Origin of the sequence: uncultured Roseibium sp. (assembly GCF_947496995.1) — a bacterium.
Classification (GTDB): Bacteria; Pseudomonadota; Alphaproteobacteria; order Rhizobiales; family Stappiaceae; genus Roseibium.
In genome coordinates this window covers 231,139-246,742 of record NZ_CANMFD010000004.1, presented here as the reverse complement: position 1 = coordinate 246,742, position 15,604 = coordinate 231,139, and the positions used below count along the sequence as shown (strand labels likewise).

Here is a 15,604-nt window from a genome sequence, read left to right as displayed (position 1 = left end):
CAGCTTTCCTGCAAGCGGGGTGTGGGGTCCGGGCTGTTACCATTTCGTGATCGCTCCGTCCTGAACACCGCCGCGCCATTTGATATCAAGTTCGCCGCGCCGTTTCTGGCCAAGGATGCCCTTCTGCACGATGCCGTCTTCCATCTTGTCGCGGCGGACCGCGTTGTAGATGGTCTCCGAGACGCGCTGGCCCCATTTGTCGACGGTTTCGGCGGCGCTGCTCTCCTCCGACGCGATGCTGCGTTTGAGTATGTTGCCGTCCGGATCCACGGCTTCCACCACGATATAGTAGTTTTCGGTGTCCGGATTGGCATCGGGAATACGGGTGATGCCGGTCGGGACGCCTTCGCGGGCGATGATGCGGACCTCGAAGACTTCCTGAAGCTGTGCCGCGAGCTGGCGCAAGTCGGCCTCCGCCTTGAAGGCGGCGTCATTGCGGCCGTCTGCGAGGGCGAGACGTCCGTCATCGGCCAGGGTCCGGGCTTGGCCCTCCACCTCGGCGTTTTCGGTCAGGGTGTCGATGCGCTCGACCAGTTCGCTATAGGTGTCCGGCAGGGACTGCAGCCGGGCCAGGAAATCGGCCTCCGCCCTCTGCGCGGGCAGGCTGACCAGGAAATACCAGGCAGCGATCGCAATTACGAGTACAGCGGCGGCCCCGGCAAGCCATTTCGACCAGGTGGCGCGGGAAATATAGATCATCGCCAGCGTGCGCTGGAAGCCGGCGGCCGGAGGTATGTAGAGAAAACGGTCGCGTTTCAGATCCTCGACGCCCGCCTTGAGAATGTGGTCGGGAACCTCGATACCTTGCGCGGCATAGACCTGACGGAGACGCTCGATCATCGCCGCGTCGCGGTCGTCGGCCTTCAGTTCCCGGGCAACCTGACCCTCTTCGTGGCGCAGCGTATCCACCACGTCCATCGCCATCATCAGATCGTCGAGAGGAGCGTCGGTCTTGCTAGCCATAAATGCAGTCTTCTCAAATCGGGCGGGCCGGAGAAAGTCCGGCCCGTCAATCCCTTCAGTCTAGAGTCTGTCTACGCGGCGGGGAAGGGCGAACCCCTAGAGAGCCGAGCCTTCAGCCGTCAATTTGGCGAGCCGCCGCTTGCCGTCTTCCACCGCGGTGCGGATCTCTTCGGAATTCTTCGTCGACATGTCCCGCATTTCGGAAATGATCTCGCGGGACTGAACCTGAAAGTTGACGACGGAATCGACGAGCTTCTTGACGGAAGCGGCAGCGACCGTGGGGCCGTAGCCGGCCTTCAGAGCTTCCGTCTGGACCGCGTCGCCGATCTCCGCCAGGGTTTCCAGGCTCTTGTTGATGCCTTCCTTCATGGCGTTCAGCGTTTCTGTCGATTCATGCAGGCCCTGCAGGCCGGTGAAGGATGCATTGAGCGCGGTCAGGACGGATTCGTTGGTCGAAAAGAAGCTCACCGACTGCGCATACACCCGTTCCTTGGCGTTGGTGGTCTGCACCAGCCGCGCCATGATCACCTCGGAGGTGTTGTAGCCGATGGTCAGGTTGTCGGAGAGGTCCTTGGCGATCTGGTAGCGCTTTTCCTCGTCCTGCATTTCGCGCAGCTTTTCGTCCCGCGCAAGTTCCAGCCTTGCCTTCTGTGCCGGATCGTCGCCTGTATAGGCCTCGACGTCTCCGGAGGCGGCCTTCAGCGTTGCCTGGGCACTCTCCAGTTTCGCCGTGGCCATGTTGAGAAGTTCCAGCGCCGTGACTTCAGCCTGTTTCAGTGCGCCGCGGAAATCACGGTAGGCTTCCAGAATGGTCTGTTCGCGATCGATCTGATCCTTTGTGGCACGGGCAACTTCCTTGTAGGTGTCGCGAATGTCCGTGAAGCGGTCGGAGATCGTGCCGCGGCGCATGTTGCGCCAGGTGTTGGCCAGGTTCTCGGTGAAGGAAATCCTGCCGTCGGCGAGTTGGTCGACCAGCGCCTTGGCGTCATCGCGAATGGAATCGAAGGCCTTGGTGACCTCTTCATAACGCTCGCCGATATCCATCTGCTGCACCTGGGAGCGAACGACTTCGTTGAAGTTGGAAGCCTGTCCGAGGGTGCGCGTGATGACGAGGACCTTGTCCGGGGACAGATCGGAGATCTTCTCCAACAGCGCATTGATCGGCGCGTCGGTTTCCGTCTCCGGCGTGATGCCGGCGTCGCGCAGGGTGCTGAGCGCGCGATCGAGATACTGAAGTGGTGAAAAGCCGCCTGCGGGCGCTGCCGGGGCTACCGCCGTTGTGCCCGGGGATTGCGGTGCTGCCGCGTCTGTCATATTCGACCTCCTCGAAAGGACGGCGGCGATTTTTGCGGCGCTCTTGTGCGCCTTTGCCGCATCGTCCCGTTAACGATTTCAAGCCGCAAGTTAGGGCAGGCTTACGCCGCCGTGTCAACGGTTTGGAACACAAAAGCCGGTGTCGCCGGGCAAGGCATACACGCCTTTCCGGTTCCCCATAGGCGGATTTTACGACATGTGTGTAGCGAACCTCGCTGGAAGCTCCGAAATCCGATGGCGCCGAAGACGCCTGTTGCGCGGGGCGCTATGGGGGCTAGGGTACGGACTCATAAAATTATGCTTTCAGGTCGTTCAGAAAACGATTGGTTCCAAGGCGCAAGATCGCAGGAAACCTTTCTGGTTTTCAAGATTTTGCAACGCCGGAGACAATCGCTTTCTGAACGATCCGAAGGACATCAATCCGGCTGCGAAGAGCCGCGTCAAAGCCTTTGCCCCATGCACCAGCATGGCTCTTCAGGCTTTTCCTTGCTCTTCTTTGCCGGGTTGGTGCCTGGAAGTACAATTTTATGGGTCCGTACCCTAGGCTCTTTCAGCCTTGTTTCGACGACCGTTTATGCCTCCTGTGCGGAGAAGTGAGTTTTTGGAAAAGAGACCGATCGTGACAGCAGACGTTGCGCAGGACCCGTATGGCTTCAGTCGTTTCCCGGTGATCGGAAGCGCTGTGCGTACAGTTCTGATTGCAGTCGTGATCCTGGCGGGCCTGGCGGGCCTGGCGGGTGGATATGCCCGCGCTCAGGAAACCCAGGAGCCGCTGACGGCGGAAGCGGAGATGACCGCGCAATCGCTTTTCGATCGCGCGGTCAGGGCAATCGAAGAAAAAACGGTTTCGCTGCAGGCGCTTGAGCTGCTGCGCGGGCAGCTCGTCAAGGTGCGGGACACCAATGCGGCAATCGTTCGGCGGGACAATCTTGCTGTCGATCTGCTTTCCGCGCAGCTCGGCAGCCTGGGCCCGGCACCCGCCGAGGGAGCCGAGGAGGCCGCCGATGTCGCGGCGCGTCGCCTCGAACTGGAAAACGCACTGGCACAGGCCAATGCACCCATCCGGCAGGCAGGCGAGACCCTGCAGCGTGTCGAGGTTCTCATTCGAGAATTGGACAAGCAGCTGCGACTGAGGAAACTGCAGGACGTCGTGGAACGGTATCCGTCACCGCTGGCGATCTCCACCTGGCAAGACGGTCTGCAGGAGATTTCGCAGTTCCGGCAACGCCTCTGGCGGGACATTCAGAGTGAGCTGGCGCGGCCGAGCGTTTCCAAGCAGTTGAACCGGACAGTCCCCATCGCGCTGGGGCTTGCCGTTTTCGGTTTCGGTTTTCTGATGTTTGTACAGTTTCCCATTTCGCGCGGCCTGATGCGCTACGCCGAACGCCGGCGTGGAGGCGTCAGGGGACTGCTGCTTGCGCTGGCGAGCAATTCGACCTTCATTCTTTTGCCCGCGATCGGTGCTGTGGCCCTTGTTGCGATCCTTCCGATCCTGGATATCCGCCCGAATGCGGTCAGGACGGTGGTGAGCGCCTTGCCTTGGTTCGCGGTCGTGATGATCGTCGCCCATTGGCTGGGGCATACGATTTTTGCCCCCGAGGCACAGCGCTGGCGGATGCTCGATCTTTCGGAAGCGGAATCCCTGCGTGGTTTGCGGCTGTGTCAGGCGCTGGGCGTTTTCCTGATGCTGGAGCTGCTTCTGGAATTTCTCGAGATCGACCAGGCGTTCGGTCCGGCCGCTATCTCGGTATTGTCGGCGCCGTTGATTTTCCTGGCGGCAGGGCTGCTGTGGTTGCTGGCGGGAACGCTCAGAAAAAACCAGGCCACTGCGGAACCGTCCGAAGCGGGAGAGGATGGAGAACCCGATGAAACCGCGGTGGCCCCGAAGGATTCCGGGTTCCTGCTGTTTCTGTCCCTGTTGATGAGAGGGGCTGCCATTCTGGCGGTCGGCGTCGTTCTTGCCGGATATGTCCAGCTTGCCCGGGTGGCGAGCATTCCGATAATTGTCACCGTGGCCGAGTTGGGCCTAGGATATCTGCTTTACCATCTCGCCCGGCAAATCTTCAATGCGGTTACGGACAGGCAAGATACGGAGCCGGTCCCCATTTCGCTGGCGATCAGTCTGGTCTGCGTCTTGACCCTCGTCTTTGCACCATTGATCGCCTTGACCTGGGGCGCGCGGCCAACGGATATCGTTGAAGTCGGCCGGCTGCTTTATAATGGTGTCCAGTTCGGCGATATCCGGCTGTCACTGGATTCCGTCATTATTCTGGCTGTGGTGTTCGGGCTGGGTGTGCTCGTCACGAGGTGGCTCCAGAACGTTCTGAAAACATCGGTTCTGCCGCAAACCCGGATGGATGCCGGCGCCAGAAATGCGGTGCTGACGGGTGTCAGCTATGTCGGTCTGACACTGGCCGTCCTGATTGCGGTTTCAACTGCGGGCCTGAACCTCTCCAGCCTTGCGGTCGTGGCCGGTGCGCTTTCGGTCGGCATCGGCTTCGGTCTGCAGACGATCGTGTCGAACTTCGTCTCCGGGATCATCCTTTTGATCGAACGGCCGATCAAGGAAGGCGACTGGATCGAGGTCTCGGGACAATCGGGATATGTGCGCAAGATTTCTGTCAGATCGACGCGGATCGAGACCTTCGACCGGCATGACGTCATCATCCCGAATTCGGACCTGATCGCCGGCACAGTCAAGAACATGACGCTGTCGAGCAAGACGGGACGCCTCATTCTGCCGGTCGGGGTGGCCTATGGCAGCGATCTGGAAAAAGTGAAATCGATCCTTCTGGATGCAGCCAGGGGGCATTCGTCCATCACGCTCTATCCGATGCCGTCGGTTCTGTTCACAGGGCTGGGAGACAGTTCGCTTGATTTCGAGCTCAGATGTTACCTGAAAGACGTCGGAAACATCCTGACCACCCGGTCGGATCTCTACTTCACCGTCTATAACGAACTCGGCAAGGCCGGTATCGAAATTCCGTTCCCGCAACGGGACCTTCACCTGAGGGACATCGACCGGCTGGTCGAAGCGATCGAACAGCGCGGCGGTTCAGAAAAGCCGGGCTGAAACTGCCCTGGAGCACGTCGCGTTGAAGTGACTTCAGGAAATCGCCCGAACGCAATTGCAATGCAAACGCTGCCTCGGGCGTCTTCCTGAGCCCGTCAATCCGCTCAGACGCGACAGGCTCTACGCCAGTGCAACTGCGATGCGGGCGGCGAGGCGGGCATTGTTGCGGACCAGAGCGATGTTGGTCTGAAGACTGCGCCCGTCTGTCAGGTCGAACAGCGCGCCGAGAACGAAAGGCGTGACTTCCTTGCCGCGGATGTTTTCCGCTTCGGCCTTGCGGATCGCCGTGTCGATGTAACCGGCCATCTCGTCCTGCGGGATTTCATCGACTGCCGGAACGGGATTGGCGATCAGTATTCCGCCGTGATCTGCAAACAGGGCGCGAGTTTTCAGAAGGGCGGCGATCTCCCCGGCCGAATTCAGGGAGTAGGGGGCCGGAAGGCCGCTGGAACGGGACCAGAACGCCGGCAATTCCTTCGTGCCGTAGGCGATGACCGGAACGCCCTTGGTTTCGAGGACTTCCAGGGTCTTGGGAATATCGAGCAGCGCCTTGGCGCCTGCGGAAACGACGCAGACCGGCGTGCGGGCAAGTTCGTCGAGATCGGCGGAAATATCGAAGCTGAGCTCCGCTCCCTTGTGGACGCCGCCGATGCCGCCGGTGGCAAAAACCTTCAGGCCGGCCGCATGGGCCGCCATCATGGTGGCCGCGACCGTCGTGGCACCGTAGAGGCCGGAGGCAAGCGCGAAGGTCAGGTCCGCGCGCGAACACTTCATCACATTGTCTGCCTGCGCCAGGCGGTCGAGATCGGCATCGCTCAGGCCGACCATGATTCGGCCGTCCATAATGGCAATCGTCGCCGGAACGGCCCCTTCGGCGCGGATATCGGCTTCCACTTGGCGGGCGGTCTCGACGTTCTGCGGGAACGGCATGCCGTGGGTGATGATGGTGGATTCCAGCGCGACGATTGGCTTGTCCGCCGCAAGGGCAGCCCGCATCTCGTCATTGTAGACGATCAGATCCTTGAGGGTGGCGGTGTCGGGGTGTGTCACGGGAACGGGCCTTTCTGCCGGACAATGTCGGCGTTTCAGGAGAGTGCCGGTCTTATAGGCGCCGCAAGGTACGGCGCCAAGCGGTGAATTTGTCCATCCGGTCAAATGACCTTGAGCGCACCCCAGGAGAGATCCGCCGCGAGTGCGCCGGTCGTGCGCAACGTCAGTGCGGCGGCGGAAAGGCCGAAGGGAATGGCCCCGGTGAGGGAATATCCTCTTGCCAGTGCTGCAAGGGTAGCAGCGGCGAGGGCATCTCCGGCACCGGTCACATCGACGATATCGCCTTGAGGCGGAGAAAACCGCGTCAGTTCGTCATCCTCCCGGACCAGAACGTCGCCCCCGCCGCCGGTCAGAACGAAACTGCGAAGAGCGGTTTCTGCGAGTGCACGGGCGAGGTCTTCCTGCGAGGCATCCCGGGAAAGACCGGTCAGAGAGGCGGCCTCGCCGCGATTCAGAAACAGGCAGTCGAGGTGTCCAAGAACGGATTGCAGCCGTGGGGCCTTGGCCTCGGAGACGGCATTCGCGATCATCCGTGGTCCGTTCACGCCGGTGGTCAGCCGGCCGATCACGCTCTTCAGCACCGGTTCCGGCAGATTTGCGTCGAGAAACCAGAGCGCTTCGCTTGATGTACGGGTGATCAGCTCCGCAAGGATCGGGTCGAAAAGCTCGGCAGGGGCTTCGGACAAGACCCGGTCGTCGACGCAGGCTGCGGCAAGCGAACCGTCGGGATCGTGCAGCGCCAGATATTGACCGGTCGACATGCCGGGCCGTGTCGCATGGGCCAGCCTGAGCCCTTCGCCCCCAAGCTGGCCGGCGAGCATCTGCGCGGCGCTGTCGTCCCCCAGAGCGCCGACGAGGCTTGTCTCGACGCCGAGCCGGCAAAGGGCGCGGGCGACATTGGTGGCCACGCCGCCGGGCCGTGAGCTGAACGCCGCCGGCGTGGAGGTCTCGCGGCGGATTGTTTCTCCGGCATGGGCGATCGTGTCGAGGTGGATTGCGCCTATCGCGATCACCGGCCGGGCGGAACTGGAAAACATCGTCGGAAACATCCTCGCCGAGATCTCCCGCGTTGCGATCGCTGGCGAGAGCGCACGGGTGGTGTGTGATCGGTGACCTGAAGCGGGCTAGCAGATCGCTGCGCGTGCGGCAACCGCTTCCCGAAAGCAGCGATGATTCTCTCCGGCAGACAAACGATGATTCTCCGCAAGGCACAGACACGGGTGTAACGCGCATGAACGGATGGCGGAGAACGGGGAAAACCGGGATTATGCGGGATCTGGGGATATTTGGCGGTATTCTGCGAGGTTTTAACGGAGTGGAGTGGGGCCAGGAGGGAATTGGTGCGCAAGTTCGTCTGGCGGAATCGGGGTGAAATACGGAGTACGGATCTTCCGACAGTTGAAATTACCTTTAGAAGTCAACACCAGCGCATTTTTTAGGTGGGCACTGTTTCAAGGTTAGGAAGGTCAGTTCCTACCTAATCAAGAATTACAGCATTCTGCGCTTTTCACTCTTTTTTGCGCATCGTACGCTTCACTGAGGTGGGAACAAAAAACTCATTAGTGGGACCTAAACAACGATGCCAAAGAGTGGAAAAAATAGACAGAAACCGAGACCCGACGATAAGATTCTTGAAGAGTTTTTGCGGAGATTTCTGAAATATGAAGTGGATATGCTTAGGGCTACGCATATTCTCATATTAAATTCACCTGATAGCCAAATTGTCATTAATGTATTAATTGAATCTTTTTGCATTCATGCGCGAAACATTATTGAATTTCTAAAAAACCATGGCGCCTGTGATGTTGATCCAAGGTGGTTTACTGGTGAAAATTATAAAGTTGACCGGAATTTCTTGAAAAAAAGTCTGGGTGATCGGGTCAACGCACAAATTGCTCATCTGTCCCATAATAGAACTACGGATTCAAAAAAGAAGATCGATGCTAAAGATAGAAAAGAACTCTCCGATGCAGTGGAGCTCCAGCTGTCTAGGTTTTATAATAATCTAAAAGTCGAGTGGAGGAAGTGTTGTGGCTTTAAGCCGGAGATCAATCAAATCAGCGCTAAATGCCATAGCGACGCAGCAACCAACAATATAGAGGAGGTGCGGAGTACCTCTCTTGTTGAAATTGATGAGCAAAGTGGGGTGCTTATATACAATACTTCCGATGACAGATCATAGCATTCAAGTCTTGCGAAGGGCCTGATTCAAGTGCTCCATATGACACATTATGCGAGTCCAGTTGAAAGCACGCCGTTTCGCCATTGAATCGCTCTATTTGCAAACGGAAGCCAAGTTGGCTCGATCACGGCGTTCTTTACGGTTTTGCAGAGTGGCACGCAGTCGATCACTTAGATGCATCGTGCATTTTTCAATCAGCGGCTCATTTTCACCTACAACATGTACTTCGATGGAGATTTCTATCCGATTGACTTCGCCATTAATAATTTGACTGGAAAACTTAGCCCAATTCGTGAAGTGTTGCTCATAGAAAGAAATAAATCGCAGTTCTGCAACATTTGCTTTTGATCCCTCGACTAAAAAAGGTACAAATGGACGCGATTTATTTTCGCTCCCCTGGACAAGTTCAGTATTGCGAAGACGTACGGTATGTCTTGGAACTCGCTTATCGAGCTATGGTCTACGAAAACCCTCTGCTTCATCAATTAGGTGTCGAAGATATTCTAAAAGAATAGCGGCGGCCTCAACTGGGTTAGTGACGTTCATAGGTGTACCTAAATGCTCATTAGGCGGATGATAAACGCGACCGCGATCAGTGACGGCAACAAGAGAAATCTTCGCCGGCGTGAATTGTGAAGAGACGGGCTTTCCGTCTAGAGATGTGAATTTTGGGATATCTGAGGGGTTGACGTTTGTCAGTTCAAATGCGGCGCCTACATCCTCGTAGATATTTCCTCCCTCGTCCATGAAGCGACGGCTTGCTCCTTCTGCCTTTATGCCACCAATAAACTTGTTGGGTGTGACTTCTGTTCCAAAGTCCAGACCGTGCTCGTCACTGTTTCTGGCATGATGAAAGTAGCTGAGAAGAGGATCCCTTTTTCGCTCTGATTTCTTGTTGCCATACCAATTAAAGCAGCGCTGATCCATCTTTGCGCCTTGTTCCAGAACGGTGAAAATACCCGACGCGTTGATTAGGAACTGGTACCAGAAATCACAGAAGTCCAGATATTTCTCACAACTATCGAGCTTGCTGAATGCATCTTCTGCCAAGCGACACCTACTGCGGGCTTTGACGATAGCTTTGGGATCCATTGTTGTACCTTCGAAGAATTCAGAACCGACCAAACGCATCACATTTAGGTCCGTCCGTTTGTGTCCATGATCATCGTCAAAAAAATGAATCTACAATCAGGTTTGGACCACTGGATAAATGACGATTGATCAATCTTAGTGCGCTGGTCATAAGTTCTTGCGATGTGAATAAAAAGAGGAACATCAAGAGATTACAGCGTGCGACTTTCAGAGGCGGCTTAAACGCGGTTTAAGGTGTGGTATCGAATGCCTCACGAATCATATGGAATAGCATATGCTTTTTACTCGCCTCGGCAAAATCGCCGCGTATCTGGCTCTTTTAGTTGGCGGCATGGAGTTCTTGGTAGGGCTCGGTGTTGCTTTTGAGTTCATCGTGGAGCCGACGCCTGGCCGCTATTTGGGCTCGCGCACGCCCGGGCAGGCAATCGATCGGGGCACCTTAATCATTCTCTTCGCGATCGTTCTGGGAATTGTGACGGAGATAAGCCGGTCCCTTCGAGCTGTTAGTAATCCACAAAACCGTGACTGAGATGAAGTACATCGCCACGGTGCTCCGCAAGTTGGGAGATCTGAAGCGGGTAGGCTACCCGCTTTACGTTCCCCGTTATTGCGGGCATGCTCAGATTTTTGAGGCTCGACGCGCTGACTGATGGTCCCGGAGAAAACCACTAGTTCATCAACAAAAAGCGCACTGTCAGAGCAATACGATGCTTAGAGTGTATTCGGTCAGCCGGTCAGTTCACGCCGCTGCCGAGGTCGGACGAGCAACAATGGAAACTTCGGAAACAGGGCAATACTTCAAATGAAATGGATGCTGATAGCGTCCGTGGTCTGGCTTGTGGTTGGCGGTCTAGTGTTGGTGAACTCCAACGGATGCGACGCGACGAATGCGCTCTTTTGCCTTGACGCAAACGAATTGGGTGACTTTCTCGCCGGTTTCTCTGCCCCCCTGGCATTCTTCTGGCTTGCTTATGCTGTGCGTATTCAATCGAGAGAATTGGCCACACAACAAGACGAATTGAGACTGACTAGGGAAGAATTGAGGTTAACGCGAGAAGTGGCGACAGAGGCCAAGGAAGCCACCCGCGAACAAGCAAAAGAAGCTCGACGTAGCGCTGAGTATTTCGAAATTCAGACGAAATTGATGAAGGACGAGCGGGAGGTTGACATACACGTTGACGCTTCAGAGAAGCTCAAGCGAGCGCTTCGCGTTGCGAGAGGATCGCTTATCGCAAATCTTGGCTCGCCAAATCTAGAATACCATATTGACGAACAGGAATGGTTCGCTGCAAATCATCGTACGCTCGTCACGATGATAAGCCAAATGGGGGAAAGCATCACAGGTGACGACAATCGATCTCAACAACTACGTTCCTCTCTTTCGCGGATCGCTGAAGTGCTCCCAGCACTAAATGCCGCGCTTGCCTTGGAGCCAGACCTTGGTGCGACAGACAAAGCAATTTTCAAGGCGATCGGGATACAGCAAGTTCAAGATGCCGTGGCACACGCCTTATCAACGGCTTCACGAAAGCGACTTGCCACTGCACTCACTAATCTAAAAAATCCGGATGCCAAGTGAAGTTCCGCGATTCGCCAAATGAAGTTGCGCGCTACAACGGGGCGTGTTCCTGTTCTCTTCTTACGTTGCGTAAGTTTTTAGCAGGCGGGTGGGAACATATTGGAAACAAATGGTCATTTCCATTTAGATACCAATCGGTTTGACCAGGTTGCAAAATGAGAACAAAAAGTGTACAAAGGCTTTCATTGAAACGCCGCGTCCATCGTGGAATAAGGAGCGTTAGCCATGTCGCAAAGTACACTTCGTCTCGTAGAAAGCACCCAGATGGATAAAACAAAAGCGCTGGATGCAGCGCTCAGCCAGATCGAAAGAGCCTTCGGCAAGGGATCGATCATGAAGCTGGGCCAGGGCCAGGCCGTTGAGGTTCAGTCGGTTTCAACCGGATCGCTGGGCCTGGATATTGGCCTGGGGATCGGCGGGTTGCCGCGTGGCCGTGTCGTCGAGATCTATGGTCCCGAATCCTCCGGTAAAACCACATTGTCGCTGCATGTGGTCGCCGAGGCCCAGAAGGCCGCCGGCATCTGTGCGTTCATTGACGCCGAACATGCGTTGGATCCGATTTATGCGCGCAAGCTGGGCGTCGATATCGACAACCTGCTGATTTCGCAGCCCGATACCGGGGAACAGGCCCTGGAGATCGCCGATACGCTCGTGCGGTCCGGCGCCATCGACGTGCTGGTCGTCGACTCCGTCGCGGCCCTGACCCCGAAGGCTGAGCTGGAAGGGGAGATGGGCGACAGCCTGCCGGGCATGCAGGCGCGGTTGATGAGCCAGGCGCTGCGCAAGCTCACCGCTTCGATTTCCAAGTCGAAGTGCATGGTGATCTTCATCAACCAGATCCGCATGAAGATCGGGGTGATGTTCGGTTCGCCGGAAACCACGACCGGCGGTAACGCCCTGAAGTTCTATGCCTCTGTCCGTCTCGATATCCGCCGTATCGGCGCGATCAAGGACAAGGATGAGGTGGTCGGCAACCAGACCCGTGTGAAGGTGGTGAAAAACAAGCTCGCGCCTCCCTTCCGTCAAGTCGAATTCGACATCATTTACGGGGAAGGTATCTCCAAGACGGGTGAATTGATCGACCTGGGCGTGAAGGGCAACATCGTTGAAAAATCCGGTGCCTGGTTCTCCTACAACAGCCAGCGTTTGGGGCAGGGGCGTGAAAACTCCAAGCAATTCCTGAAAGACAACCCTGAAATCGCCGATGAGATCGAACTTGCCATCCGGCAGAATGCCGGCCTCATTGCCGAAGCGATCATCGATCCGGATGCAGTCGCGGCTGGCGATTCGGAAGATACCGCGGAATAAGAGACTTTTGCCTGCATTCAGGTGATTGCTCCTGGAGGCAGGCTGCCCAGCTGTCTTGAATTTTTCAAGGGCCCTTTTCCGTTCGCCGGAAGAGGGCCTTTGGTTTTCAGGATCTGGCCCGGACGAAGCTGATCTGAAGGCGTTGCCGCCGGTTTGCCCGACCTTGCCGGTGTGCAACCGCTGGACAGGGTTGGAGGTCAAAGTTAAAAGGCTGTTCCGGCGCGCATCCAGTTCAGGATACCGGGCCGGGAAAGACTGTTAACAGGCCCGCGGAACGGGGCCGGACCGATGCGAGATCCGAATGACCGGCGTTAATGAAATCCGATCGACCTTTCTGGACTATTTCAAGAAGAACGATCACGAAGTGGTCGAGTCCGGACCGCTGGTCCCGCGCAACGATCCGACCCTGATGTTCGCGAACGCGGGCATGAACCAGTTCAAGAATGTTTTTACCGGCCTGGAAAAGCGTCCCTATTCGCGGGCGACCACGGCGCAGAAGGTGGTTCGCGCCGGCGGCAAGCACAATGACCTGGACAATGTCGGTTACACCGCCCGTCACCACACGTTCTTTGAAATGCTCGGGAACTTTTCTTTCGGGGACTATTTCAAGGACCGGGCGATCGAGCTTGCCTGGAACCTGATCACCAGGGAATTCGGCTTGCCCGCGGACAGGCTGCTGGTTACCGTTTATTCCGAAGACACCGAGGCAGCGGACTACTGGAAGAAGATTGCCGGTCTGAGCGATGACCGGATCATCCGCATTCCGACATCCGACAATTTCTGGACGATGGGCGATACCGGCCCGTGCGGTCCGTGCTCGGAAATCTTCTATGACCACGGCGAGCATATCTGGGGCGGTCCTCCGGGCTCTGCAGATGAAGACGGCGACCGGTTCATCGAGATCTGGAACCTTGTCTTCATGCAATACGAGCAGACGCCGGAGGCGCGTCTCGACCTGCCGCGGCCGTCCATCGACACGGGCATGGGGCTGGAGCGGCTGGCAACCGTGTTGCAGGGCGTCCACAACAACTACGATATCGATCTCTTCCGGGCGCTGATTTCCGCGTCCGAACATGAAACAGGCGTGGATGCCAGCGGCGCCGCACTGTCCAGCCACCGGGTGATCGCCGATCACCTGCGCTCCACCAGCTTCCTGATTGCCGACGGCGTGCTGCCGTCCAATGAAGGACGCGGCTACGTGCTGCGCCGGATCATGCGCCGCGGCATGCGCCATGCCCATCTGCTGGGCGCGGCGGAGCCGCTGATGCACAGGCTGGTGCCGACGCTGGTGCGGGAAATGGGCCGGGCCTATCCGGAGCTTATCCGCGCCGAGGCGCTGATCACCGAAACGCTGAAGCTGGAGGAAACCCGTTTCCGCAAGACGCTGGAGCGCGGCCTGGGACTGCTCGACAGCGCGACGGAGGATCTATCTTCCGGTGGCCGGCTCGACGGAGAAACTGCCTTCAAGCTTTACGACACATTCGGCTTCCCGCTCGACCTGACACAGGACGCCCTGCGCGCCCGCGACATCAGCGTCGATACGGATGGTTTCAATGCCGCCATGGAACGGCAGAAGGCCGAAGCTCGTGCAGCCTGGTCCGGTTCGGGCAGCGCGGCGACGGAGGCCGTCTGGTTCGCCCTGAAGGACAAGCACGGTGCGACCGACTTCCTCGGCTATGAGACCGAAACCGCCGAGGGCGTTGTTGCGGCGCTCGCCGCCGACGACAGCGAGATTGATAAACTGTCCGCCGGCGAGAGCGGCTACGTCATTCTCAACCAGACGCCTTTCTATGCCGAAAGCGGCGGCCAGGTCGGTGATATCGGCGAAATGCTGGGCGCCGGCGTCAGGGTCAGCGTTACCAACACCCAGAAGAAAGCCGACGGCCTGTTCGTGCACGCCGTTACGGTCGAGGAGGGAGAGCTGGTTCCGGGGACGGCCCTGGAACTGAAGGTGGATCACGCAAGGCGCGGCGCGGTGCGCTCCAACCATTCGGCGACCCACCTTGTCCATGAAGCCCTGCGCGAGGTGCTCGGCACCCATGTGGCGCAGAAAGGCTCGCTTGTCTCGCCGGACCGGCTGCGCTTCGATTTTTCTCATCCCAAACCGATGAGCGACGAGGAACTGGCAACGGTCGAAACCCTCGCCAACGAGATCGTTCTGCAGAATGCGCCGGTGGATACCCGCCTGATGGCGGTGGACGATGCCATCGAAGCCGGCGCCATGGCCCTGTTCGGCGAAAAATACGGCGATGAAGTTCGCGTCGTCTCGATGGGCACGGCCCTTCACGGCGACAAGGAAGGCAAGCCCTATTCGCTGGAACTGTGCGGTGGAACCCATGTGAAGCGCACGGGCGATATCGGTCTCGTGACCCTTGTGTCGGAAAGTGCGGTTGCGGCAGGTGTCCGCCGGATCGAAGCGCTCACCGGCGCCGAGGCCCGCACGTATCTCGATGCGCAGGACAAGCGCGTGCGCGAAATCGCCGGCATCCTGAAGACCAGTGCGGACGAGGCTCCAGCCCGCGTCGCCCAGCTGATGGAAGAGCGCCGGCGGCTGGAAAAGGAACTGGCCGATGCCCGTAAGAAGCTCGCCATGGGCGGCGGAGGCGGCGAGGGGACGCCGGTGAAGGACGCCGGACGGTTCAAGCTGATGGCCCGCGCCGTGGAAGGTATCAATCCGAAGGACCTGAAAGGCATGGCCGATGAGGCCAAGACCCAGCTCGGCTCCGGCGTCGTCGTCTTGATCAGCGTGGCGGACGACGGCAAGGCGGCTATCGTCACGGCCGTCACCAAGGACCTGACCGAAGAAGTCAGTGCCGTCGATCTGGTGCGGATCGGATCGGAGGCGCTTGGCGGCCGCGGCGGCGGCGGTCGTCCCGACATGGCCCAGGCCGGCGGCCCGGACGGCTCGAAGGCCGATGCCGCGGTTTCCGCCATCGAAGCGCATCTGGCAGGACTGTAGCGCCGATGAGGCGTGCCGTAAGGCACGCCTCCTTGTCCAGCGACCGGAGGCCGGCCTGTCCGTTCTGCTGTAAAGCCTTTTGAA

11 protein-coding genes are annotated in these 15,604 nt (G+C 58.0%); 6 read left to right on the top strand and 5 right to left on the bottom strand.

The genetic code is table 11. The annotated features are described in order from the left end of the window. Positions 1 to 36 precede the first annotated feature (36 nt). Positions 37 to 963, bottom strand: a complete 927-nt coding sequence (locus Q1B40_RS17155; protein ID WP_299817009.1) for a DUF6384 family protein — start codon at positions 961 to 963, stop codon at positions 37 to 39. Positions 964 to 1,059: 96 nt separating this feature from the next. Then, on the bottom strand, positions 1,060 to 2,277 hold the full coding sequence (locus tag Q1B40_RS17150; RefSeq protein WP_299817007.1) for a cell surface protein: 1,218 nt from the start codon (positions 2,275 to 2,277) through the stop codon (positions 1,060 to 1,062). A 619-nt stretch (positions 2,278 to 2,896) separates the two neighbouring features. Here Q1B40_RS17150 and Q1B40_RS17145 point away from each other — a divergent pair. Continuing rightward, complete coding sequence (locus Q1B40_RS17145; RefSeq protein ID WP_299817005.1) at positions 2,897 to 5,350, top strand: DUF3772 domain-containing protein; 2,454 nt, start codon at positions 2,897 to 2,899, stop codon at positions 5,348 to 5,350. Between the two features lie 120 nt (positions 5,351 to 5,470). Here Q1B40_RS17145 and Q1B40_RS17140 read toward each other — a convergent pair whose 3' ends face one another. Both Q1B40_RS17140 and Q1B40_RS17135 read right to left on the bottom strand, forming a co-directional pair. Beyond that, positions 5,471 to 6,346, bottom strand: a complete 876-nt coding sequence (locus tag Q1B40_RS17140; protein ID WP_299817745.1) for a pseudouridine-5'-phosphate glycosidase — start codon at positions 6,344 to 6,346, stop codon at positions 5,471 to 5,473. A 155-nt stretch (positions 6,347 to 6,501) separates the two neighbouring features. Next, positions 6,502 to 7,437 carry a PfkB family carbohydrate kinase gene (locus tag Q1B40_RS17135; RefSeq protein WP_299817003.1) on the bottom strand — a complete coding sequence of 312 codons (936 nt, stop codon included), beginning with the start codon at positions 7,435 to 7,437 and terminating at the stop codon, positions 6,502 to 6,504. A 542-nt stretch (positions 7,438 to 7,979) separates the two neighbouring features. On the opposite strand from Q1B40_RS17135, the gene Q1B40_RS17130 reads away from it, so the two are divergent. Continuing rightward, on the top strand, positions 7,980 to 8,582 hold the full coding sequence (locus tag Q1B40_RS17130) for a hypothetical protein (RefSeq protein WP_299817001.1): 603 nt from the start codon (positions 7,980 to 7,982) through the stop codon (positions 8,580 to 8,582). A gap of 453 nt (positions 8,583 to 9,035) precedes the next feature. Here Q1B40_RS17130 and Q1B40_RS17125 read toward each other — a convergent pair whose 3' ends face one another. After that, positions 9,036 to 9,716: a hypothetical protein gene (locus Q1B40_RS17125; RefSeq protein WP_299816999.1), complete on the bottom strand. Its 681-nt coding sequence runs from the start codon at positions 9,714 to 9,716 to the stop codon at positions 9,036 to 9,038. A gap of 232 nt (positions 9,717 to 9,948) precedes the next feature. Between Q1B40_RS17125 and Q1B40_RS17120 the strand changes: the two genes are divergently transcribed. The 4 genes from Q1B40_RS17120 to alaS all read left to right on the top strand — a co-directional run bounded on the left by Q1B40_RS17120 (position 9,949) and on the right by alaS (position 15,520). Beyond that, positions 9,949 to 10,203: a hypothetical protein gene (locus Q1B40_RS17120; RefSeq protein WP_299816997.1), complete on the top strand. Its 255-nt coding sequence runs from the start codon at positions 9,949 to 9,951 to the stop codon at positions 10,201 to 10,203. A gap of 273 nt (positions 10,204 to 10,476) precedes the next feature. After that, positions 10,477 to 11,253: a hypothetical protein gene (locus Q1B40_RS17115; RefSeq protein ID WP_299816995.1), complete on the top strand. Its 777-nt coding sequence runs from the start codon at positions 10,477 to 10,479 to the stop codon at positions 11,251 to 11,253. Between the two features lie 225 nt (positions 11,254 to 11,478). Next, positions 11,479 to 12,561, top strand: coding sequence for a recombinase RecA (gene recA, locus Q1B40_RS17110; RefSeq protein ID WP_299816993.1), 1,083 nt, complete (start codon positions 11,479 to 11,481; stop codon positions 12,559 to 12,561). A gap of 301 nt (positions 12,562 to 12,862) precedes the next feature. Next, complete coding sequence (gene alaS / locus Q1B40_RS17105; protein WP_299816991.1) at positions 12,863 to 15,520, top strand: alanine--tRNA ligase; 2,658 nt, start codon at positions 12,863 to 12,865, stop codon at positions 15,518 to 15,520. Positions 15,521 to 15,604: the final 84 nt, after the last annotated feature.

Bases quoted from the DNA above. Each gene is read 5' to 3' on its own strand.
- Q1B40_RS17120 (WP_299816997.1), top strand. From the start codon at position 9,949: ATGCTTTTTACTCGCCTCGGCAAAATCGCCGCGTATCTGGCTCTTTTA.
- Q1B40_RS17150 (WP_299817007.1), bottom strand. From the start codon at position 2,277: ATGACAGACGCGGCAGCACCGCAATCCCCGGGCACAACGGCGGTAGCC.
- Q1B40_RS17115 (WP_299816995.1), top strand. From the start codon at position 10,477: ATGAAATGGATGCTGATAGCGTCCGTGGTCTGGCTTGTGGTTGGCGGT.
- Q1B40_RS17130 (WP_299817001.1), top strand. From the start codon at position 7,980: ATGCCAAAGAGTGGAAAAAATAGACAGAAACCGAGACCCGACGATAAG.
- Q1B40_RS17140 (WP_299817745.1), bottom strand. From the start codon at position 6,346: ATGCGGGCTGCCCTTGCGGCGGACAAGCCAATCGTCGCGCTGGAATCC.
- alaS (WP_299816991.1), top strand. From the start codon at position 12,863: ATGACCGGCGTTAATGAAATCCGATCGACCTTTCTGGACTATTTCAAG.
- Q1B40_RS17155 (WP_299817009.1), bottom strand. From the start codon at position 963: ATGGCTAGCAAGACCGACGCTCCTCTCGACGATCTGATGATGGCGATG.
- Q1B40_RS17135 (WP_299817003.1), bottom strand. From the start codon at position 7,437: ATGTTTTCCAGTTCCGCCCGGCCGGTGATCGCGATAGGCGCAATCCAC.
- recA (WP_299816993.1), top strand. From the start codon at position 11,479: ATGTCGCAAAGTACACTTCGTCTCGTAGAAAGCACCCAGATGGATAAA.